The sequence below is a fragment of the Demequina sp. genome, from assembly GCF_049841215.1.
In the GTDB taxonomy this organism is placed as follows: domain Bacteria; phylum Actinomycetota; class Actinomycetes; order Actinomycetales; family Demequinaceae; genus Demequina.
In genome coordinates, this window is the sequence record NZ_JASGEO010000007.1 from 24,239 (window position 1) to 45,817 (window position 21,579).

General features: G+C 66.3%; 17 protein-coding genes and 1 tRNA gene. 6 read left to right on the forward strand and 12 right to left on the reverse strand.

The genetic code is table 11. The annotated features are described in order from the left end of the window. Window position 1: 1 nt before the first annotated feature. Together pepN and QM618_RS02640 are read left to right on the forward strand one after the other, a co-directional pair. Window positions 2-2,551 (forward strand): aminopeptidase N, encoded by a 2,550-nt coding sequence (gene pepN / locus QM618_RS02635; protein ID WP_428094632.1) that lies wholly within the window; start codon window positions 2-4, stop codon window positions 2,549-2,551. 52 nt (window positions 2,552-2,603) lie between these two features. Beyond that, window positions 2,604-3,914 carry a hypothetical protein gene (locus QM618_RS02640; protein WP_428094634.1) on the forward strand — a complete coding sequence of 437 codons (1,311 nt, stop codon included), beginning with the start codon at window positions 2,604-2,606 and terminating at the stop codon, window positions 3,912-3,914. Window positions 3,915-3,918: 4 nt separating this feature from the next. On the opposite strand, the gene malQ is transcribed toward QM618_RS02640, so the two are convergent. Beyond that, window positions 3,919-6,051 carry a 4-alpha-glucanotransferase gene (malQ, locus tag QM618_RS02645; protein WP_428094636.1) on the reverse strand — a complete coding sequence of 711 codons (2,133 nt, stop codon included), beginning with the start codon at window positions 6,049-6,051 and terminating at the stop codon, window positions 3,919-3,921. Window positions 6,052-6,114: 63 nt separating this feature from the next. Between malQ and QM618_RS02650 the strand changes: the two genes are divergently transcribed. From QM618_RS02650 to QM618_RS02660, 3 genes are read left to right on the forward strand one after another with little or no spacing between them, the layout of a single operon-like run. Beyond that, window positions 6,115-7,167, forward strand: a complete 1,053-nt coding sequence (locus QM618_RS02650) for a mechanosensitive ion channel family protein (RefSeq protein ID WP_428094638.1) — start codon at window positions 6,115-6,117, stop codon at window positions 7,165-7,167. Window positions 7,168-7,178: 11 nt separating this feature from the next. Continuing rightward, the gene (locus QM618_RS02655; protein ID WP_428094832.1) at window positions 7,179-7,598 is read left to right on the forward strand and encodes a globin; all 420 of its coding nucleotides are present in this window, start codon (window positions 7,179-7,181) and stop codon (window positions 7,596-7,598) included. A 3-nt stretch (window positions 7,599-7,601) separates the two neighbouring features. Next, entirely contained in the window at window positions 7,602-8,477 is an 876-nt protein-coding gene (locus QM618_RS02660; RefSeq protein WP_428094640.1) for an acyl-CoA thioesterase, read from the forward strand. Between the two features lie 9 nt (window positions 8,478-8,486). On the opposite strand, the gene QM618_RS02665 is transcribed toward QM618_RS02660, so the two are convergent. The 5 genes from QM618_RS02665 to QM618_RS02685 form a co-directional block, all read right to left on the reverse strand. After that, the gene (locus tag QM618_RS02665) at window positions 8,487-8,768 is read right to left on the reverse strand and encodes a hypothetical protein (protein ID WP_428094642.1); all 282 of its coding nucleotides are present in this window, start codon (window positions 8,766-8,768) and stop codon (window positions 8,487-8,489) included. 2 nt (window positions 8,769-8,770) lie between these two features. Then, entirely contained in the window at window positions 8,771-10,453 is a 1,683-nt protein-coding gene (gene ettA / locus QM618_RS02670) for an energy-dependent translational throttle protein EttA (protein ID WP_428094644.1), read from the reverse strand. Between the two features lie 106 nt (window positions 10,454-10,559). Continuing rightward, window positions 10,560-11,030 (reverse strand): single-stranded DNA-binding protein, encoded by a 471-nt coding sequence (locus QM618_RS02675; RefSeq protein ID WP_428094646.1) that lies wholly within the window; start codon window positions 11,028-11,030, stop codon window positions 10,560-10,562. Between the two features lie 135 nt (window positions 11,031-11,165). After that, a complete protein-coding gene (locus QM618_RS02680; RefSeq protein ID WP_428094648.1) occupies window positions 11,166-12,482 on the reverse strand; it encodes a GTP-binding protein in 1,317 nt (438 codons plus the stop codon). Further along, window positions 12,479-14,068 carry a dynamin family protein gene (locus tag QM618_RS02685; RefSeq protein WP_428094650.1) on the reverse strand — a complete coding sequence of 530 codons (1,590 nt, stop codon included), beginning with the start codon at window positions 14,066-14,068 and terminating at the stop codon, window positions 12,479-12,481. The genes QM618_RS02680 and QM618_RS02685 overlap by 4 nt, the downstream gene beginning before the upstream one ends. A gap of 87 nt (window positions 14,069-14,155) precedes the next feature. On the opposite strand from QM618_RS02685, the gene QM618_RS02690 reads away from it, so the two are divergent. Next, window positions 14,156-14,228, forward strand: a tRNA-Arg gene (locus QM618_RS02690). A 1-nt stretch (window position 14,229) separates the two neighbouring features. On the opposite strand, the gene QM618_RS02695 is transcribed toward QM618_RS02690, so the two are convergent. The 6 genes from QM618_RS02695 to QM618_RS02720 all read right to left on the reverse strand — a co-directional run bounded on the left by QM618_RS02695 (window position 14,230) and on the right by QM618_RS02720 (window position 21,507). Beyond that, a complete protein-coding gene (locus QM618_RS02695; RefSeq protein WP_428094652.1) occupies window positions 14,230-15,240 on the reverse strand; it encodes a LacI family DNA-binding transcriptional regulator in 1,011 nt (336 codons plus the stop codon). Continuing rightward, window positions 15,237-16,763: a sugar ABC transporter ATP-binding protein gene (locus tag QM618_RS02700; RefSeq protein WP_428094654.1), complete on the reverse strand. Its 1,527-nt coding sequence runs from the start codon at window positions 16,761-16,763 to the stop codon at window positions 15,237-15,239. The genes QM618_RS02695 and QM618_RS02700 overlap by 4 nt, the downstream gene beginning before the upstream one ends. A gap of 48 nt (window positions 16,764-16,811) precedes the next feature. Beyond that, window positions 16,812-17,831 (reverse strand): ABC transporter permease subunit, encoded by a 1,020-nt coding sequence (locus QM618_RS02705; protein WP_428094657.1) that lies wholly within the window; start codon window positions 17,829-17,831, stop codon window positions 16,812-16,814. Next, window positions 17,828-18,868 (reverse strand): ABC transporter permease, encoded by a 1,041-nt coding sequence (locus tag QM618_RS02710; protein ID WP_428094659.1) that lies wholly within the window; start codon window positions 18,866-18,868, stop codon window positions 17,828-17,830. The genes QM618_RS02705 and QM618_RS02710 overlap by 4 nt, the downstream gene beginning before the upstream one ends. Beyond that, entirely contained in the window at window positions 18,865-20,364 is a 1,500-nt protein-coding gene (locus QM618_RS02715; protein ID WP_428094834.1) for a sugar ABC transporter ATP-binding protein, read from the reverse strand. Before QM618_RS02715 ends, QM618_RS02710 begins: the two co-directional genes overlap by 4 nt. A gap of 144 nt (window positions 20,365-20,508) precedes the next feature. Further along, window positions 20,509-21,507: an ABC transporter substrate-binding protein gene (locus QM618_RS02720; RefSeq protein WP_428094661.1), complete on the reverse strand. Its 999-nt coding sequence runs from the start codon at window positions 21,505-21,507 to the stop codon at window positions 20,509-20,511. Between the last annotated feature and the right edge of the window lie 72 nt (window positions 21,508-21,579).

Consider the following 21,579-nt stretch of genomic DNA (forward strand, 5'->3'; position numbering starts at 1 on the left):
CGTGGCTAACCTCACCCGTGAGGAGGCCGCGGATCGCGCGGCCCTCATCGCATCGGCGGACTACGACGTTGCGCTTGACTTCACCGGTGGAAGCGACAGCTTCCGCTCGGTGAGCGTCATCCGCTTCGCCTCTGTGCCCGGTGCGGCAACGTTCGTGGACGTGGTGGGAGACGTGGCGCACGCCATGCTCAACGACGTGGAGCTGTTCGCGCCCACGGGCGGGCGCCTGGCCCTGCCCGGTCTCGCTGCCGAGAACGTCCTCGTGGTCGAGGCGACCCACGCGTACTCCACCGCTGGAGTTGGCATTCACCGCTTCGTGGACCCCGAGAATGGCGAGACCTTTCTCTACAGCCAGTTCGCCACGATGTACGCGTGTCACGCTTTCGCGTGCTTTGACCAGCCTGATATCAAAGGAACGTTCGCGTTCACCGTCACCGCCCCCTCGCATTGGGTAGTGGTGTCCAACTCGGTGGCGCCGGTTGCCGATGGTGGCTCAACGTCCGACGGCCCGCTCACCTGGGCATTTGAGCGCACCGTCCCGCTACCCACCTACGCAACGGCGGTGTGCGCGGGACCGTACGCATTCGTCGAAGGCTCGATCACCTCGGTCAAGGGCGAGATCCCTGCGCGCGTGTACGGCCGCCCGCAGCTGCTCGAGCACTTCGCTGCCGAGCGGATCTTCGCGGACACCCAAGCGGGCTTCGAGCTCTACGAGCGGATCTTCGACACCGAGTTCCCCTACGACTCGTACGACCACGTGTACGCGCCGCAGTACAACTTTGGCGCGATGGAAAACGCGGGCTGCGTGACCGTCTCCGAGGATCGCCTGCTGTTCCGCACGCGCGCGTCTGATGCTCAAGTGGAGTTCCGAACGGTCGTGATCATGCACGAACTCGCCCACATGTGGTTTGGCGACCTCGTCACCATGAGGTGGTGGGACGACTTGTGGCTCAACGAGTCGTTCGCCGAATACGTGGGCACCTACGCGGCCGCGGTAGCCACCGAATGGTCCGACGCATGGGTCACGTTCGCGGCCGAACGCAAGTCGATCGCCTACGCCACCGATCAGCTGCCCACGACGCACCCCGTGCTCTCGGACCTCCCGGACGTCGACTCCGTGGCCGGTGCCTTCGACATGATCACCTATGCGAAGGGCGCCTCGGCGCTCAAGCAGCTCGCCGCAACTCTTGGCGAGGACGTGTTCTTCGCCGGCGTGGCCGCCTATCTCAAGGCGCACGCCTTCGCGAATGCCACCCTTGGCGACCTGTTCACCGAACTGGAGGCAGCGTCGGGCCGCTCGCTGACCGCATGGCGCACTGCGTGGCTAGAAACGCCAGGCGTGACGACCCTCGCCGCCGACGTCACCACCGACTCCACGGGACGCATCACCTCACTCGCCGTAACGGAGGAGGCGCCAGAGCGCTGGCCACTCCCCCGCCCCCACACGCTCGCCGTGGCGGGGCTCAGCATGGCCGACGGGGTGCTCGCCTCGTCCTTCGAGGTCGCCGTGGAGACGGACGGGCCCTCGACGGATGTGGACCGACTCGTGGCGGAGCCGCGCCCAGAGGTGATCCTTCCCAACGGGGGCGATCTGACGTACGCGAAGCTGCACTTGGACGCAGTGTCGCTCGCCGCCGCTCGCGAGCACGCGGCGGACATCGCGGACCCGATGTCCCAGGCGCTGGTCTTGGACGCGCTGTGGCACATGTGCCGCGACGGCGTGCTGCCTGCGCGCGATTACGTGGAGCCCGTGCTGGCCGCCCTACCAGGCATTACGGTGTCGGCGGTGCGCGAGTCTCATATCCGCACCATCGTGACCACGGTGGCGAGGTACGCCGCGCCGGATGACGCGCAGGCGCGCGGTGCGGATGCTGCGGAGGCGCTGTGGGCGGCCCTTGAGGGCGCGGCCCCGGGATCGGATGCCCAGCTGCAGTTCCTCAAGGGGTATGCGATGTTGGCACGCACCGAACCGCAAGCGGACCGCATCGAGGCCCTGCTCGGAGACGTGTTGCACCTCGACGGGCTGCCGATCGACACAGAACTCGCGTGGGACCTCGTGACCGGGCTCGCGGCGTGTGGAAGGGCCGATGACGCGGCGATCTCCGAGGTGCTGACCAAGGATGCCACCGCGGCGGGAGAGCGTCGCGCGGCTGGTGCTCGCGCCGCTATCGCGGCGCTCGACGCCAAGCAACGCGCCTGGAACCTCTTGGCGCACCCGCAGACAAAGCCGCTCGCGAACGCACTCGCGTACGAGGCCGCGCTTGGCTTTGCGCGAGCGACGGATGCCACGTTCATGGCGCCCCTTGGCGAGACCTTCTTCAAGGAGGTGCGCGGGCTCTTCGACGGGGTCGATGTGTATGTTGGCCTTCGCGTCGTGCAGTACGCGTACCCGTCGTTCCTGGTGGGGCGTGGCGTGGACATCGTGGGGTTGGGCGAGCGTTGGCTTGCCGACAACGGCGACGCGCATCCGGTGTTGACGAAGCTCATGGTCGAGGGCCTCGACCACGCGCGGCGCGCGGCCAGGGCGCAGGATTCCGCAACGCGCCTGTGATTCTCGTCACGAGGACTGCGTGTTTGCGGCCTCGTGACGCAATGATTGTCCCGTGAAGACTGAGGGAATTGTGAAGCGCGCCTGCGCGGCCGCGGCGTTGACGGCGGGACTGATGTGGCTCGCGCCCGCTGCGCTAGCCGATTCGAATGACAACGGTGGCTTCGAGGGCTTCGCCCTCGGGAACCCGGTTGGCCAGTTCGGGTGGACCGCGAACGACATTGGCGGCTACAACGCCGCCGCGTTCGACCTCGCGATTGTGGACCCCTCCGGCGTGTGGGGATCCACCTTTGGCGACCGCGCGCTGCGCATGTCAAACGGCGTAACCTCGGGCGGGTTCGGCAATCAGTTGCAGACGGTGTCTCTCACCGATGAGGCAGGCGAGACCGAGGCGGTCTCCGGTCCCCTCTCCGGAGGCAACCGGCAGACCCGCTTCTCCGGTTCCATGACCTTCGCGTCCGCCACCCAGTCGTACCAGCCAGGCATGGCGATGAGCTTCTCTCCTGACCGCGGCGACGGCGCCAGGATGTCGTATTTCCGTCTCAGCGACCAAGCAGACGGCCTCATGATTGAGGTGGGCTACTTCGACGTCACGATCGACGACTTTGTCTACGAGACCCTCGCGAGCGGCCTCAGCCGCACTGAACCCCACACCCTCGACTTCACCCTCGACTTCGTCGACGGCGTCGACAACGACATCCTGTGGGCGCAGGTTGGCACCGACGGCTGCGGCACGTGGGTCAGCTCAGGCTCGTGGGAGGACTATCACCGCTACTTCGACGGCACCAAGCCCGTCGACTCGATCCTCTTCCGCCTCGCGGGCACTGCTGTGCCTGCCAACACCGGCGGCGGCTTCCTGTTTGACGACATCAGTCTCACGAGTTCCACGGTGCCCGCGGCGCTTCCCCCTGGGGTGCCAACGGTGACGGGCACGCCCACTGCCGCGAGCGTCGGGCAGCATGTTGATGTCACCTACGATGCGGCGACGTCGAACGCGTGCCAGCCGGTCACGAGCTACACAGCGACGCTCACGCCGCTCGGTGGCGGTTCGCCGATCTCGGTGACGTCGGCCTCCCCGGACTTCGACTTCGACGGTGTCCCCCCTGGCAACTACACGGTCGTGGTGACGGCCACGAACTCCGCCGGAACGTCTGTGGACTCGGCCTCAACCAACGTGTCGGTCGCGGCGGTGGTCTCGGAGGAGGAGGACGAGGACGACGATCCAACTCAGACTCCCGTGGATGAGGACGGCGACGGAAACCCTGACGGTGAACTTGCCGCCACGGGCCCGACGCTTACTCCCCTTGCGCTCGCGGCGCTCGGTTTGGTTGGGCTTGGGTTTGTGATGCGCAGGCGGGCGGCGTAGCCCGCTACTGACGAGCGTCCCTCAAGACGTCGACGAGATGGCGCATGCGCGGGTGGTCGAAGAGTTCGTCAAGCAGCACGGTGTTGCCCTCGCCGTCACACAGCGGGATCTGCCAATTGGGGTACTCGGTGAATGTGCCTGGCTGATTCTGGGTGCGACGCTCCCCCACGCCATCCGTGATCGCCACGCCTACGAGGGACGATGGCGTGTTCATGACGAGAGTGTTGAGCCCGCCGATGATCTCCTCGTCCGTGGGATGAGGGCTCACCCAGCCGCGCTCTTGGAGTAGCTCCACCATGTCGCCGCGCTCGGCGCGGGCCTCCGCAAGGAGGACGTCGGGGTCGGCGGTGAGCAAGCCCAGTTCCTCGCGCAGCGTGACATGCTCGCCGGCAAGGTAGGCGGCGGTTGGCGGCAGGTCGTGGGTGCTCACGCACGCAAGCGCGTCGGCACGATAGTGCTCAGGTCGCTTCGCGCGGCCGTCGCCCTCCTTCTCGAACCACACCACGGAGGTGCCGAGGATTCCGCGAGAGGCGAGATAATCACTTACCCAAGGCTCCACGGTGCCGAGGTCCTCGCCGATCACGATCGCGCCCGCCCTGTGGGCCTCAAGCACGGCGATGCCGATGAGCGCCTCGTGGTTGAACTGCACGTAGACACCGTCGGACGCCTCGGCCTCCATGGGGATCCACCACTGGCGGAACATGCCGATGACGTGGTCGATGCGCAGCGCGCCGCAGTGGCGCACAGCGGCGCGCACCACGTCGCGGAACGGCAGGTATCCCGCGGCCTCGAGCGCGCGTGGCTGCCACGGAGGCTGCGACCAGTTCTGACCCTGCTGGTTGTACATGTCCGGAGGGGCGCCAACGGACATGCCCCGTGCCAGCACCCGTTGCAGGGCCCATGCATCCGCGCCTTCCGGGTGCACGCCGACGGCTAGGTCGGTCATGACGCCAATGGACATCTGCGCCGCACGGGCGCTTGCCTGGGCGCGCTCCAGCTGTTCGTCTGCGACCCACTGGAGCCACGCGAAGTACACGACGCGGTCGGTGTTCTCGTCGCGCCACGCGGTCACTGCCGGCGCCAGCGGGCTGTCAAGCTCGTGGGGCCACGGCAGACCCTTGTGCGCTTCGGCGATCGCGCACCACGTAGCGAAGTCCTCAAGGGCTTTGCCCTCGCGCAAGCAGAACGCCTCAAACTGCGCCTGGCGGCCCGGGCTGCGCTCCACCTGGTAAATCTGCTCAAGCGCCTGAGACTTGGCGCGCCACACGGAGTCGCGATCGATGAGATCTGCTGTGGTGTTGGCGCGGCGCGGCTTTTCCGCCTCCCACTCGATGACCGCGCGCTGCTGCGACGGCACGTACGCGACCTCCGCGATGTCCTCAACGCGGATGTACAGGGGTGACAGGAAGCGGCGGGACGTCGGCAGATACGGGGACGGCTCGATCGGCGCCACAGGCTCGCACGCGTGGAGCGGGTTGACGAGCACGAAGTCGGCGCCAGCGCGCAGCTTTGCGAGAGCGCATAGCTCCCCAAGGTCTGAGTAGTCTCCAAGACCCCACGAGCGCGCCGAACGGATCGAGTACAACTGCGTCGTGAAGCCCCACGGCCTCGACGAGCGCACGGCGTTACTCAACTCGAGGCGCTCCGGAGTGACCACCACCCAGCCACGGCCACGGCGCCCGCTCGTTGTCGCCTCGAGGCGGTGCCAACCGAGCGGCATGGTGCCGGGCAGTTGGAACGTCGCGCGGCCAATCGCTTGCGTGCCAATCGTGCGCGGCGGCACGTACCGATCCAGCTGTTCGAGCGACCAGTTCTCGCCGCTTTCGAGGCGAAGCGTCACCTCGACTTTGTCCCCATCGACCACATGGACGGGGACCTCAATGGTGTGCCCTTGCCGCACCACGGTCACAGGCGGCACGATGCGCCGCCAGACATGGTCCTCGAGTTCATCCAGGGATCTGGCACATGCCGCGTCGTCGCTCGCGTCCAGCTCAAGCGCGGCGATGGCCGCCCGCATCGCGGTTGGCGAGCACTGGTGCATGTTGCCGTCGTGCCCCCGGTACTCCGTGGAGATGCCGCACGCTCGCGCCAACGCAACCAGGGCGTCGGACGGTGCGTCAATGGGAGTGGAACTCACGCACCCAATCCTGCCAGAGCCAGGCATGCCTGTATCGCGCGAATGCGTCGCTAGCATGGCAGGGTGATTCCCTTCAGTGCCTCCACCGCAGACCCCAAGGACGATCCCACCTTCTGGGAGACGGTGGGCGGCATCGGCATCGCGCTCATCGCGATCCTCGTGACCTGGGTGCTCTTGCGTTTTGTGATCGTGTGGGTGACGCGGGGCATTGAGCGTGGCACCGATCTCACCAAGCGGCAAGCGGCGAAGCTGGCTCAGTACGGCAAGACGCCGCCCACGCTCCAGGAGGAGCAAGACGCGAGGCTTGAGCGTGAACGGCGCCACAAGCGAGCGCGCACCATCCGCTCGGTGCTCATCTCGCTCATCACGGTGCTCGCGATCGCCACGTTCCTGTTTGTGCTGCTCTCCGCGTTTGGCGTGCCTGTCGCCGCGCTGCTCGCGAGCGCCGGCGTGCTGTCTGTCGCTATCGGCTTTGGCGCGCAGTCACTCGTGAAAGACCTCATCAGCGGCGCGTTCATGCTCATGGAAGATCAGTACGGCGTTGGCGACATCATCGACGTTGGCGAGGCCACGGGCACGGTCGAGGAGGTGGGCCTTCGCTGTGTGCGGCTGCGAGCGCTCGACGGCACGGTTTGGTACGTGCCGAACGGCCAGATTGTGCGCGTGGGCAACATGACGCGAACGTGGTCGCGCGTGCTCGTGGAGCAGCGCTTCGCATACGACACGGACCTTGATGTGGCTCGAGAGGCGTTGCTTGACGCGGTGGCGGAGGCCCGCAAAGACCCCGCTATCGACGCGGCCATCCTCGGCGAGCCCGAGGTGCCAGGAATCGAGGCCATCGCCTACAACTCCGTGACGGTGCGGGTGCTGATCCAGGTCAATCCCGCCACCCAGTGGACTGTGCAGCGCGAGATTCGCAGGCACCTGCGCCGCATCCTTGCTGAACGCGACATCGAGGTTGGTGCGCCGGAGACGGTGCCCGTGATTGGCGTTCACGTACCTGGTACTGCCGTCGACAAGAAGAAGCCGGGGCCCAAGAAAAAGTCCGACAAGGTGGAGGTTCCCCAGACGCCATCGGATGCCCTCCCGCCCGCGGATAGCGGTGACGGCGAGTGACCACCCCGGGCATGAACATCGGCCAGGGACCCACCCACGCCGAGAACGAGAGTTTCTTTGATGCCATTGGCGGCCATGCCACATTTGAGGCGATCGTTCGCGAGTTCTATCGCGGAGTGGAATCGGATACGGTGCTGCGGCCGATGTATCCCAAGGACGACCTCGAGGGCGCGATCCACCGACTCACGATGTTCCTCGAGCAGTACTGGGGCGGCCCTACCACCTATTCGGAGCAGCGCGGTCACCCACGGCTGCGAATGCGCCACGCGGCGTATCGCATCAATCCTGACGCCCGCGACCGCTGGATTGAGCACATGCGGCACGCCGTGGCCGTGCAGAACCTCGCGCCCCTGCACGCGGTGACGCTCATGGACTACCTGGAGCGCTCGGCGTACTCGATGCTGAACTCCTTCGAGCCCACGGAGGAGTGACAAATGGACCACGTTTCCGATGAGTGGGCGGCCGCGGCCGTTGCCTCCGGCATGGCAACCCTTGACCTACGCCAAACGGGCCCCACGAGCTTCGAGGGTGACTCGCTGCCGATGCCTGGTGGCCGCGTCTTCGGCGGTCAGGTGCTTGGGCAAGCGCTCGTCGCTGCGGGACGCACCGTGAAAGGCGAGCGCCACGCGCACTCGCTCCACGGCTACTTCTTGCGCGCTGGGGACGCGTCGCGCCCCATCCGCTTTGAGGTGGAGATTCTTCGCGACGGCGGATCGTTTTCCGCTCGCCGCACCCACGCGTTCCAGGACGAGAAGCCACTGCTATCGATGATCGCTTCCTTCCAGGATGTTCAAGACGGCCCCGAGCATCAAGTCACGATGCCTGAGGTTCCCCCGCCCGACGCTGTGGCAAGCGGTCTCGACGTCTTGTCTCCCTACGCGGGGCACGCAACTGCGGACTTCTGGATACAGCAGGCGCCCTTTGACGTGCGGCACGTCGAGGGATCGTTGTTCCTTGGCCCCGACTCCACGCCGCGCGCCTACCAGAGCGCGTGGATGCGCGTCCGCACCCCCATAGAGGCCGACGAGCTGACGCAGCGCGCCCTGCTCGCGTTCGGCTGCGATCAGGTGATGCTTGAGCCGTTGCTCCGCCGTCACGGCGCCTCGTGGGCGACACGGGACATGGCGTTCGCGAGCCTCGATCACGCGATGTGGTGGCACCGGCCCGCGCGCGCGGACGAATGGCTGCTCTTCGTACAGGACGCGCCAACCGCGCAAGGAGGCCGCGGACTCACGGGAACATGGATCTTCTCCGATGACGGAGCGCTCGTAGCGTCCGCCTCACAAGAGGGGATGTTCCGGCTGAAGTAGTTCCTGCCGCTACTTCTCGTCGTCCTCGGCCCAGCGGCCCTTCTTGTCGAGTTTCGACAGGTCAACCCACTCCGTGGGGCCCTTGGCTTCCTTGGCCTGGCGTTCGGCGATCACGGACTTGCGCCACATCACAATGAGCACGATGACGACGGCAACCACAACGCCCGTGGCAATCATCACCGCGGGGAAGAGCCAGTCGGGCGCCTCTGGCCAGATCGTGACATCCGGGTTGAAGGGGTCGTTGGAGTACGTCGGTGACGGCGATGGCGAGACGGAGCCCCCCAGATTCATGGCTAACTCCTCGTCAGCTTGCGGTAGGTGACGCGGTGGGGCCGCGCCGCCTCCGGTCCGAGCCTGGCAACCTTGTTCTCCTCGTAGGAGGCAAAGTTACCCTCGAACCAGAACCACTTGGCGGGGTTCTCCTCGTCGCCCTCGTAGGCGAGGATGTGAGTCGCCACGCGGTCGAGGAACCAGCGGTCGTGGCTCACCACAACGGCACAGCCTGGGAATTCCAGCAGCGCGTTCTCGAGTGAACCGAGCGTCTCGACGTCAAGGTCGTTGGTGGGCTCGTCGAGGAGCAGGACGTTGCCGCCCTCCTTGAGCGTGAGCGCAAGGTTGAGGCGGTTGCGCTCTCCACCGGACAGCACACCTGCGGGCTTCTGCTGGTCCGGTCCCTTGAAGCCAAACGCGCTCACGTAGGCGCGCGACGGCATCTCCACGGCGCCCACCTTGATGAAGTCGAGGCCGTCGCTCACCACTTCCCACAGCGTCTTGTTGGGGTCGATGCCGCCGCGGCTCTGGTCCACGTAGGACACCTTGACGGTCTCGCCGATCTTGAGATCGCCGCCATCGAGTGGCTCAAGGCCAACGATGGTCTTGAACAACGTGGTCTTGCCCACGCCGTTGGGGCCGATCACACCGACGATGCCGTTGCGCGGCAACGTGAAGGACAGGCCGTCGATGAGAACGCGGTCGCCAAACCCCTTCTTGATGCCCTTGGCCTCAAGCACCACGTTGCCAAGGCGCGGACCCGGCGGAATCTGGATCTCCTCGAAGTCCAGCTTCCTGGTCTTCTCGGCCTCGGCCGCCATTTCTTCGTAGCGATTAAGGCGCGCCTGGGACTTGGTCTGGCGGCCCTTGGGGTTCTGGCGCACCCACTCGAGCTCCTCCTTGAGGCGCTTCGCGAGCTTCGCGTCTTTCTTGCCCTGCACTTGCAGGCGCTCTTGCTTCTTCTCCAGGTACGTGGAGTAGTTGCCCTCGTACGGGTAGAGGCGGCCGCGGTCCACTTCACAGATCCACTCGGCGACGTGGTCAAGGAAGTAGCGGTCGTGGGTCACCGCAAGCACGGCGCCGGGGTACTTGGCGAGGTGCTGCTCGAGCCACAACACCGACTCAGCGTCGAGGTGGTTCGTGGGCTCGTCGAGCAGCAGCAGGTCTGGCTTCTCGAGCAGCAGCTTGCACAGTGCCACGCGGCGACGCTCACCACCGGAGAGCACCTTGACGTCCGCGTCCGGCGGCGGGCAGCGGAGTGCGTCCATCGCCTGCTCCAGCTGCGAGTCGAGGTCCCACGCATCCGCGTGGTCCAGCTCGTCCTGCAGCTTGCCCATCTCGGCGAGCAGGGTGTCGTAGTCCGCGTCGGGATCCGCCATCTCCTCGGAGATGGCGTTGAAGCGCTCGAGCTTGGCGTAGATCTCGCCTACGCCCTCGCGCACGTTGCCGATGACGTCCTTGTCCTCGTTGAGCGGCGGCTCTTGCAGCAGGATGCCAACGGAGTAGCCGGGGCTCAGCCGGGCCTCACCGTTCGACGGCTGCTCAAGGCCCGCCATGATCTTCAGGATGGTGGACTTACCAGCGCCGTTGGGGCCAACGACGCCGATCTTCGCGCCTGGGTAGAACGACATGGTGACGTCGTCAAGGATGACCTTGTCGCCGTGCGCCTTGCGCGCCTTGTGCATGGTGTAGATGAACTCGGCCACTGGTACTCCCGTCGCGTGAAAACTGCCTGCCCAAGCCTACGCGACGTGGGGAGCACGCACGCCAGCGAGGCCCGACGCTGTGGCCGGGCCCCGCTCGCACGGTGACTTAAGCGTCGGCCAGCTCGAGTGCTTCGTCGTCCACCTCAACCGAGGCGTCGTCCACCTCGCCCTCGGTGAGCGGCTCGTCCTCCGCGGCCTCGTCCTTGGCTGCCTCGTCGACCACGGCTCGCGTGAAGTCGGCCACCCCGCGAGTGAGGTCGTGACCCACCGCCTGCGCGTCGATCTGCAGGTCAATCCGTGGGCCGCCTTGGCCTTCCCATTCGTGGCACTGCAGGCGCCCGGCCACCACCACCGGCTGGCCCTTCTTCACCGAGCGCGCCACGAGCAGCGCCGCCGCCCGGAACACGCGCACGGTGAACCACTGGGTCTCGCGGTCCACCCACGAGTTGCTGGTGCGGTCGTAGTACCGCGACGTGCTCGCAAGCCGGAAGCTCACGAGGTCGGTGCCGCCAGGCACGACATGGAGTTTGGGGTCAGTGGCCACCCAGCCAGTGACCGTGACAGTCAGTTCATTCATGGCGCCCTCCTCGACGCGTGCCGCACGGTGCGGCTTGCGATCAAGGCTGACAGCGAGGCCCCACGCTGCGGCTGGCTCGAGCCCCAAACTGTGGATAGCTGGTGGTGAGGTCGGATCTGGGGACGCGACTGAACGTCAGTCCCGCGCGAGCTCCGTGAGCTCGTCGAGGTTGCGATACGCCTGGTGAATGAGCTCCGTCGGCTCCACCACCAGTGGCTGCAGCACCGAACGCACAGCAGCGCGGCCCTTGGAGCGCACCGACTTCGCCGCGGCAGACGCCCGCGTGTGCTTAGTCAGGGCGCCCTTCACCCCGGAACCGCGCGGAATCGTGGGCCACTCCACCGCCTCGAGCGCCGCGTTGATCTCTTCCGCGAGCAGCGCCGCGGGCGCCACCGCCTCGTTCACCACCCGGTGCCAGGCGACGGGGAGCTCGTGAGTCGCCTCATCCACCCAGTCGAGCCGTTCGCGCTCCACGGCCTCCGTGCGGATGCCAAGCAACGCGGGCACCGCTTTGGTGCGGCCGAGCGCCACGGCCGCCGAAGCGTCGGCCAATGCCTCGATGCCCGCCGCGGTGGCGAGGGCGGATACCAACTCTTCAATATCTGGGAGCTGGGGGTCGGCGTCTCGCGCAAGTGCTCGCGAGAGCGACCTCCCCGCGGCCACGAGGTCCGCGCGCACCGCCTCTGCAGCAACAGAACGCGCCTCCGCGGCACCCTCCAACTCGGCAAGCAGGGTGTCCACCCCCTGGCCCGTACGCGCACTGAGCGGCATCACGGGCACGTCGTCAAGGCCGTCCTCGGCGAGTAGGCGCTGGAGGTCGCGAACGATCTCCCACGCCGCGTCCGTCTCGAGCCGGTCAACGTGGTTAAGCACCACGAGCGACGGCTGCCCATGATCCGACGCAACCGACAGATACGCGCTGTGCACCGCGTTGTCCGCGTACTTTTGCGGATCCATGACCCACACCAGCAGGTCAGCCATCGGCACCACGCGGTCAACGATCGCGCGATTGGACGCATTCACCGAATCATGGTCGGGAAGGTCAAGCAGCACCACTCCGCGCAGCTTGGGATTGCCGATGAGGCCAAGCCTGCGCGGCGCCTCCACGCCAATCCAGTCAAGTAGGGCCGACGCTGAGTCTCCCCACGTTGCCGCGGAGACTTCGGAGGTGGTAGGCCTGGCGACGCCGGGCACAGCGAATTGCGTTCCCGTGAGCGCGTTGAACAGGCTCGACTTGCCCGAGCCGGTGCCTCCCGCGAGCGCCACCACAGTGTGGTCGACGCCGAGCGCGAGCCGGTGCTCGCAGCGACCAATGGTGGCCATCACGTCCTCGCGGACGCTCGGCTCGATCGCCTCCGAGGCCCACTCAAGCGACGACTTGAGGCGCGCCACCCGCGTGTGCAGCGCGGTGGTCTCGTCGGTGGGCCCCAGATCCTGGAAGGACAGGCTCACAGGAGGCCCCTGAGCTCGGCCCTGCGCAAGCGCACCTTGGCGGAGGCGTCAGGCATGAGAGAGGCGATGTCCGTGGGCGCGAGCACCTCGAGCGCCTCCCTGTTGATCGCATAGCGGCGAGCTGAGGAGAGCTCCTCGCGGGCCGCCTCGAGAGCCGAGTCGTGATTGCCGCCCACAAGTACCGTCAGCGCCTCTTGAGCGGCACCAACTCCAAGCGCGGCTGAGGCGAGCGCGGCGCGCAGGCCCGTCTCGCCCACCACCTCCACCGCGCTCTTGGCCCCGCTGAGGCCCATCGCAATCTCGTCGCAACGGCCAAGCCACGCGCGTGTGGCGTCGGCTGCGGTGCGCTCGCGGTGCTCGCGCGCGTCGCGGGGGTCGCGCTGGGCCGCGAGCCACGTGCCAGGGCCTTCGCCGCCAACCGCGAGGTCGGCGACGATGCCGTCCGCGGCAACGGACGCGGAGTACGTGAGCGTGGCCTCCACGGCGCCAATGACGTCCGCCTCGATCGCGTTGAGCGCCGCGTCGCGGGCCTCTCGCGCCACGCGCCGCTTGGTCCACAACGAGTTGTGAAGCCGGAACAGCGGCCCACCCTCGCTCGTGGCCTGGCGCCACCGGGTCTCGAGCGCGCCCGTGGCGACGCCCTCATACCAACCCTCACCGCCGTCGGCCTCCGCTTGGGCGGCGCGGCGCCGCACGACGGCGCGCACCTCCTTGGCCACCGATGCTTGGTCGTCCATGTGCTCCGCGAGCCGCTCGAGCCACTCCTTGAGCGCCTCAGCAGAGCCGTGCAGGGTACGCTCCACGATCGTCGATGCCGAGGCCGCGGCCACCGACTCGAGCCACCGGCCCAAGCCGCCAACAACGTCGGCCGGAACGTCGCCGCGAGACGCGGTGTCTTCCGGAATCACAAACAGCGGCAGCATGTCGAGGCCCTCGTCGTGGAGGCGAGAGACGAGATCGCTGCGCACTTGCGCCGCCACGTCCATGGTGACGCGATTGAGGACGATGGCAATGGACGCGCCGCGCTCCGCGCCGGAGCGGAGCGCTTGCCACGGCACCGCGTCTCCATACCGCGCGGCAGTGGTCACGAAGATCCACAAGTCCGCGGCATCGAGGAGTTCGAGCGCCACCTCGCGGTTCTCTCCGCGCACCGAATCGAGGTCCGGGGAGTCCACGATCGCGAGGCCGCGCGGCACCGCTTCCGTGGAGGCCGCGGTTGCCCGACGCTCCACGGGGGTGAGCACGGACGTGTCCAGTGGGTGGTGGAAAAGATAGGGCGCCTTGGTGGTGGGGCGCAGCACGCCGGCGGGCGTCAGTTCCTCGCCGAGTAGCGCGTTGACCACGGTGGACTTGCCGGAACCCGTGGAGCCGGCGACCACCACGATCGCGGGGCTCGCCTCGTCGCGCACGCGCGGGATGAGGTGGTGGTCCAGTTGATCGAGGGTCTGGGAGGCGAGCGCCCGCGCCGCGTCCACGCCTTCCACGGGGATGGGGAGGTCGATGTCGGCAACCGCCTTACGGGTGTCGACGAGCGCGTCGAGAAGAGCACCTGGGTAGGACCAGGTCTTGATGGCGCGCGTGCTCATGGCGGGTGGGCTTTCTCCTCGTTGACCAGCGGCTTTAGGTTACCGTTCCAGCACGCACGCCGTCCGCACTACCCTTGAACGTGCGCGGCCCCTGTAGCTCAATGGATAGAGCAACGGCCTTCTAATCCGTAGGTTGCTGGTTCGAGTCCAGCCGGGGGCACTCAGCGTTGCGTGGTGGACGCGCGCACGATGAGCTCCGTAGGGAGCGGAGTGTCCATCGTCTCCATGTCACCCTCCTCCAGAGCGAGCAAAACCTTCTGCATGAGCTGGCGCCCAAGTGCCGCGAAGTCCTGGCGTACAGTCGTGAGCGGAGGGTAGAAGAAGGCCGCTTCCGGAACGTCATCAAACCCAACGACGGATACGTCTTCTGGCACCCGGAGCCCGCGCTCGCGCAGCGCGGAGAGCAGGCCAAGCGCAGACAGATCATTCGAGGCGAAGACCGCCGCACCCGGCTCAAGGTCAAGCGTGAGCCCCACGCGATAGCCGCTCTCCGCGGTCCAGTTGCCTGCAATCGGGTCAGGCGCCTCGAGGCGGTGCGCGGAGAGCTCATCGCGCCACCCACGAATGCGCTCCGCAGAGTCCGTGGCGGCGTTGGGGCCCGTTAGGTGGTGGATCCTCGTGTGGCCCAGCTCCGCGAGGTGCCGTACCGCGGCCCGTGCCCCGCGATACTGATCGATCGAGACCACCCTTGGCGAGCGTCGGGCCGTTGACGCGGACGCAACAAGGGGAATGGTGATGTCGAGGCCGCGAACCAACTCCAGCACGCCAAAATCGGTGACCACAGCCACGATGGCATCGACGCGCTGACGCAAGAGGCCCTCTACGGCGGTGCGTACGGTCTCGGGATCCGAATCCACCTGGCTCACGGTGTCCACCGAATAGCGCGCGAGGCGGGCGGCGAGGTTGAAATGCATCGCGATCGACACAGGCCCGTGGTCGGAAATACCAGGAGTGATAAGGCCAATCGTGCGCGTGCGGCGCGTGACGAGCGCGCGAGCCGCTGGGGACGGGCTGTAGCGCAGTTGGGCGATCGCCTGCTCCACGCGCTCCTTAGTAGCAGGACGCACGTTGGGCAGGCCGTTGAGTACGCGAGAGACGGTCTGGTGGGACACGCCGGCGAGCCTCGCGACATCAAAGATGTTCGCGGCCTTTGGCGTCTTGTCGTCGCTCACTCGTCGTCCTCGTCTTGGCTCGAGCGCGCCACCATCGCGAGCACCGAATCGACCGTGGCCTCGCCCGCGGGCACCGTGTCGACGATGCGGCCGTCGCGAAGCACCGCCACGCGGTCGCTCACGCGCAACACCTCTTCGAGTTCCGCGGAGATGAAGATCACGGACAGGCCGTTGTCCGCAAGCTCGCTCACGAGGTTCTGGATCTCCACCTTGGCGCCGATGTCGATTCCCCTCGTGGGTTCGTCGAGCACGAGCAGCCGCGGCGCGAGCGCTAGCAGCCGAGCCAGCAGCACCTTCTGTTGGTTGCCTCCAGAGAGCGTGCCCGCGGGCCGGTCAAGGTCCGCGGGCCTGATCCCGAGCGCCTCGACCCAGCTATTGGCGAGCTCGCGCTGGCGAGCGGGACGCATCCGATGCCAGATGCCGCGGTCGGCTTGCACCGCGAGCACGATGTTCTCGAGCACGCTCAACTCGGCGACGATGCCCTCCGTGCGGCGATTCTCCGACGAGTACGCGATGCCTTGCGTGAGCGCCTTGCGCGGGCTCGTGTACGCCTGGTTCTCTCCCGCCACCACGATCACGCCAGTGTGGAGGTGATCCACCCCGGTGATCGCGCGTGCGAGTTCCGTGCGTCCGGAACCGAGCAGCCCGGCCACGCCAAGCACGCGGCCCTCGAACACGTCGACGTCCGCCGCGTGAATTCCACGTCCCGTGCTCACCCCTCGAGCGGTAAGGAAGGGTTCGTCGCCTTCCACGTCCGACGCTGGGGCCCGGGTTCTGGACTTCAGTTCCGTTTCCTTGTGGCCAAGCATTTTGTGGACGAGGTCGATGCGCAAAAGCTCGCGCGTGAGGTACTCGCCCACGAACTTGCCGTCCCTGAGCACGGTGACGCGGTCACAGATCTCGTAGACCTGGTCGAGGAAGTGGCTGACGAAGAGGATCGCGACGCCGCGCTGTTTGAGCTCGCGGATCACCCTGAAGAGCTCCGCGACCTCGTCAACATCGAGGCTTGAGGTTGGCTCGTCGAGAACGAGCACGCGCAGATCGGTGGAGATGGCGCGCGCGATCGCCACGAGTTGCTGCACGGCGACCGAATGGGACCCGAGCAGCGATCCGGGGTCAATCTCGAGCCCGAGGTCGGCGAGCACCTCGTGTGCGTGCGCTCGCATGCGCTTCGCGTCGATAAGGCCCAAGCGGCGCGGCTCGCGTCCAAGGAAGATGTTCTCCGCCACCGAGACGTTGGGGAGCAACTCAATCTCTTGATAGACCGTGCTGATGCCCGCGTGCAGAGCGTCAACGGGCGAGTGCAGGTGCACTTCTTCGCCGTCGAGTCGCAACACGCCGGTGTCGAGCCGGTTGACGCCCGTGATCGCCTTGATGAGCGTGGACTTTCCCGCACCGTTCTCTCCCATGAGCGAGTGCACCTCGCCTGGAAACATGCGGAAACTGACGTGATCGATGGCCGCGTCCGCGCCAAAGTACACCGTTGCGTCGGTGAGCTCTAGAAGCGGCTGCGGCTGGTCCACGTGAGCATTATCTAGGTGTCACGTGGACCAGTGCAGCAAGCAGGGCGGTCAGCGTCGCTCCGCTCGCGCCACGATCGCGCGCTGAACCACGATAAACACGAGCAGCAGGAGGCCGACGATGATGCGCGTCCACGATTGCTCGGCACCCATGAACGAGATCACGGTGTTGATCGTGCCGTACACAAAGACGCCCACCATCGAGCCGAGGACGTACCCCCTGCCGCCCGTGAGGACTGTGCCGCCGATGACGACGGCGGCGATGGCATCCAGCTCCGTGCCGATGCCGAACCGCGGATACCCGGCTCCCGAGTAGGCGGTGAGCACGAGGCCAGCTAGCCCGGCGCACACGCCAGAGATCACGTACACCGCAACCTTGGTGCGCGCGATGTTGAGGCCCATGAGCCGCGCCGACTGCTCGTTGCCGCCGATCGCGTAGATGGTCCTGCCAAAGCGGGTGAACTGCATGACGAACGCGCCGATCGCCACGATGAGCAAGGCAAGCACGCCCGTGGGAGTGATGTACCAGTCGCCAAGGCGCCACCGCGTGGATTGCAGCCACAGCACCGCCTCGTTGTCCACGCGAATTGAGGACAGGCTCACGATGTAAGCGAGTCCGCGCGCAAGGAAGAGCCCGGCTAGTGAGGCGATGAATGGTTGGACGTCGAAGTACTGGACCAGCACACCGATGAGCAGACCGATGAGCGCGCCTCCCACCAGGATGGCGGGAATCGCGATCGCCGCGGATACGCCGTCTGCGAGGAGCTTGGCGAGCCAGATTCCCGTGAACGCCATGACGGAACCGACGCTGAGGTCGATGCCGCTCGTGACAATCACGAACGTCATTCCCACGGCAAGGATCAGCAGGTAGGCATTGTCGAGCAGCAGCGCCGAGATATTGCGCGGCGTGATGAAGTTGCCAAAGTAGATCTGGGCGCCAACGAAGATCACGATGAGGATCGCGATGGCGGCAAACGTGGGCATGAGCGACGCGTGGCGGCTCATGAAGGTGCGGTACCGCTCGCCGAGGGTGGTTCCCACGGTCTGGGGGGTCGCTTCTAGCGTTGTCATGCCGCGACCTCCACGTCACGAGGGGCGCCCGCCTTGGGCGTTGAGCGTTTGAGGGACCGCGCCCACTTATGGAGCTGCGGGGACTGGATGAGCACCACCACGATCACCACGAGCGCGAAGAAGACTGGGCTTTGGTCGGAGGAGATGCCGAGGAAGAGCACCGTTGACTTCAGTGTCTGGATAAACAGCACTCCGATGACCGTTCCCGCGATCGAGAACTTGCCTCCCATGAGGGACGTGCCGCCAAGCACCACCGCGAGGATCGCGTAAAGCTCGATGAGGTTACCTGCCGCGTTCGCGTCGGCGGCCTTGATGTTGGACGCGTAGATGATGCCCGCGATGCCAGCAAGGATGCCGCTCACGATGTAAGCGCCCCAAATGATGCCGCGAGAGCGAACGCCAGCGAGGCGGCTCGCCTCTGGGTTGATGCCCACCGCCTCCGTGAGCACGCCGAGCGCGCTGCGCCGTTCCACAACCGCAACGATCGCGACGATCGTCATGGCGAGCAAGAAGGCGAACGGGAGCATGAACAGGTAGCCGGAGGCGATGAACTCGTAGGGCTCGGAATTCACCGTGGTGATGAAGCCATCTGTGATGAGCAGCGCGACTCCGCGGCCGGCGAGCATGAGCACAAGGGTGGCGATGATGGGTTGAATCCCCACCACCGACACCAGCAGTCCGTTCCACGCCCCAAGCAACAGGGACACCACGAGGGCCGCCACAACGGCAACGGCGACCACACCGAGGTTGTCCGGGTCTTCGGAGCCAGCGATGATCTGTAGCGCTACGGCACCGGAGACCGCCATGATCGCGCCAACGGAGAGGTCGATGCCCCTGGTGGCGATGACGATGGTCATGCCGAGCGCCACGAGCATGAGGGGCGCGGAGTTGCGCAGGATGTCGATGAGTGCGCCGTAGAGCTCGCCATCGCGCACAGTGATTTTGATGAAGGCCGGGCGGGCAATGGCGTTGATGGCAACGAGCACCACGAGCGCCGTGGTCGGCCAGAACAGCCGATGCTTCAGGAGGTTCTTCACGCTGCGCTTCCCTTACCTTCGTTCGCGATGTAGTCCACGAGCCCGTCGAGGTCCACCGCGCTGGAGTCCAACTCTCCGATGCGCTTGCGGTCTCTCAAGACCACCACGCGCTGCGCAATGCGAAGCACCTCTTCGAGCTCTGACGAGATGAAGATGACAGACAGCCCGGCTTCAGACAACTCGGCGACCTTGCGCTGGATGTCTGCCTTGGCTCCCACATCGATGCCGCGCGTGGGTTCGTCGAGGATAAGTAGCGACGGCGCAGTAGCGAGCCAACGCGCCAAGAGCAGCTTCTGCTGGTTGCCACCGGAGAGGTTCCTGGCGAGCGCGTTGGGGTTGGCCGGACGCACGTCGAGGGCAGTGATGTAGTCCGAGACGATCGCGTCTTGCTCCGCCTTGCGAATCTTGTGTACCCAGCCCTTTCGAGCCTGGATGCCAAGCACGATGTTCTCGGCCACGGTCAGATCGCCAACGATACCTTCGCCGCGCCTGTCCTCAGACGAGAACGCGATGTGGTTATCGATCGCGTGCCGAGGCGAGGTGATCTTGGCAGGCTTGCCAGCAACCTCAAGTGAGCCAGCGTCGGCCCTATCCGCGCCGTAGAGGAGGCGAACAAGCTCGGTGCGCCCAGAGCCAAGCAATCCCGCGAAGCCGAGAACCTCGCCTGGGTAAACGTCCAGGTCCGCCGGCTCGATAAAGCCGCGCTTGCCGATTCCCTCCGCCTTGAGCACCGGGGTGCCGGAGCGGTCGATAGCGCGTTCAGAGGCGCTCGAGAGCGATTCGAGTTCGTCGATCGCACGGCCAATCATCTTGGTGACCAGCTGGTCGCGCGGCAGTTCCGCGACCGGGTACTCGCCCACGAGCTTGCCGTTCCGCAGCACGGTGATGCGATCCGCGATCTCGTAGACCTGGTCAAGGAAGTGACTGACGAAGAGAATGGCGACGCCGCGGTCGCGCAGACCGCGAACGACGGCGAAGAGGGCTTCTACCTCTCCGCGGTCAAGGCTTGAGGTGGGCTCGTCGAGGATGAGCACGCGGGCATCGAGCACCATGGCGCGGCTGATGGCGACCAGTTGCTGAATGGCGATGGAGTGGCTCGAGAGCATCGAGCGAGGGTCGATGTCGAGGCCCAGGTCCGCGAGGTGCGCGGCCGCCTCCCTGTGCGTGCCCGCCCAGTCGATGCCGCGGAGCTTGCGCGGCTCGTGGCCCAACATGACGTTCTCGCCAACGGTGAGGTTTGTGCAGAGGTTGACCTCTTGATACACGGTGGAGATGCCCGCGGCCTGCGCGTCAGCGGTGGACTTGAACTCCCGATGCTCGCCGCTCACCGTGATGGCGCCTGCGTCGATTGCGTAGACCCCAGTGAGCGCCTTGATGAGTGTGGACTTTCCCGCGCCGTTCTCCCCCATGAGCGAGTGCACCTCGCCCGCGCGCAAAGTGAAGTCCACGTTGTCCAGGGCGAGCACGCCTGGGAACTGGATGGTGATCCCGCGCATCTCGACGACGGGCTGGACAGCGTTGTCCGTGGTGTCAGTCACGACTCTTACCTTCTTGTGTGCTGTGGCGCGAGCGCCGGGGGGGCTGCCAGGTGGCAACCCCCCGCGACGCTCGCGTGAGGACCGTTCTGAACCGCGAAGGGCTTAGTACGGACGGGAGTCGATGACTTCCGCCGCCTGCTCTTGCGTGAACGTCTGGTCGGAGACGTAGACCTTCTTCTCCACGTCCTTGCCAGCGAGCACGTCCTTGACGAGGCCCGCAGCGAGGTCACCGAGGAGCGGGTTGCACTCGACGATGAAGTTGATCTTGCCGTCGACGAGCGCCTGCATGCCGTCGTGGACCGCGTCGATCGAGATGATGTGGATGTCCTCGCCGGGCTTGCCGCCCGCCGCCTCAATGGCCTCAATGGCACCGAGCGCCATGTCGTCGTTGTGGGCGAACACCAGGTCGATGCCGTCAACGCCGTACTTCTGGAGGTAGCCCTCCATCACGGCCTTACCGCCGTCACGGGTGAAGTCACCCGTCTGCGAGTCGATCTTCTCGATCTGCGTGCCGGCAATCGCCTCGTCGAAGCCCGCAGCGCGGTCATTCGCGGGGGCGGATCCCGTGGTGCCCTCAAGAACCACCATCTTGGTGGGGGTGGAGCCGTACTGCTCGGCGGCCCACTCGCCCGCCATGACGCCTTCCTTCTTGAAGTCAAGACCAACCCAGCTGGCGTACAGGTCGTCAGATGCGGACACCGTGCGGTCCTCGAGGATCACGGGGATGCCCGCGTCCTTCGCCTCCTGCAGCACGTCATCCCAACCATCGGACACGATGGGCGCGATGACGATGGCGTCAACGCCCTGGTTGATGAAGCTGCGGACCGCCGCGATCTGAGCCGCGGTGTCGTTGTCCGCCGCGTTGAACGTGAGGTCGAAGCCGTTCTCCGCAGAGAAGGCCTCCTTCATCGAGTCCGTGTTGGCGCTGCGCCAACCGGACTCAGAACCGGTCTGAGCGAAACCGACGGAGATCACGTCTCCATCGCCGCCGCCGCCGCCGGGTGCTGCAGAGTCGCTCGGGTCCGCATCGGACGAGCACCCTGCGATCGTGAGCGCCGCAGCTCCCACAAGCGCGAGAGTCGCGAACATGCGCTTCTTCATTCCCAAAACCTCCTTGTTTTGGCTTGGGCCGTGTGGCCTCTCGGGTGTGCTTCCCACCGAGCCACCGGGATG

Excerpts from the sequence above, each read along its gene's own strand:
- QM618_RS02655 (WP_428094832.1), top strand. The coding sequence starts at position 7,179 with ATGAACATCGGCCAGGGACCCACCCACGCCGAGAACGAGAGTTTCTTT.
- QM618_RS02660 (WP_428094640.1), top strand. The coding sequence starts at position 7,602 with ATGGACCACGTTTCCGATGAGTGGGCGGCCGCGGCCGTTGCCTCCGGC.
- QM618_RS02665 (WP_428094642.1), bottom strand. The coding sequence starts at position 8,768 with ATGAATCTGGGGGGCTCCGTCTCGCCATCGCCGTCACCGACGTACTCC.
- QM618_RS02675 (WP_428094646.1), bottom strand. The coding sequence starts at position 11,030 with ATGAATGAACTGACTGTCACGGTCACTGGCTGGGTGGCCACTGACCCC.
- QM618_RS02685 (WP_428094650.1), bottom strand. The coding sequence starts at position 14,068 with ATGAGCACGCGCGCCATCAAGACCTGGTCCTACCCAGGTGCTCTTCTC.
- QM618_RS02705 (WP_428094657.1), bottom strand. The coding sequence starts at position 17,831 with ATGACAACGCTAGAAGCGACCCCCCAGACCGTGGGAACCACCCTCGGC.
- QM618_RS02715 (WP_428094834.1), bottom strand. The coding sequence starts at position 20,364 with ATGCGCGGGATCACCATCCAGTTCCCAGGCGTGCTCGCCCTGGACAAC.
- QM618_RS02720 (WP_428094661.1), bottom strand. The coding sequence starts at position 21,507 with ATGAAGAAGCGCATGTTCGCGACTCTCGCGCTTGTGGGAGCTGCGGCG.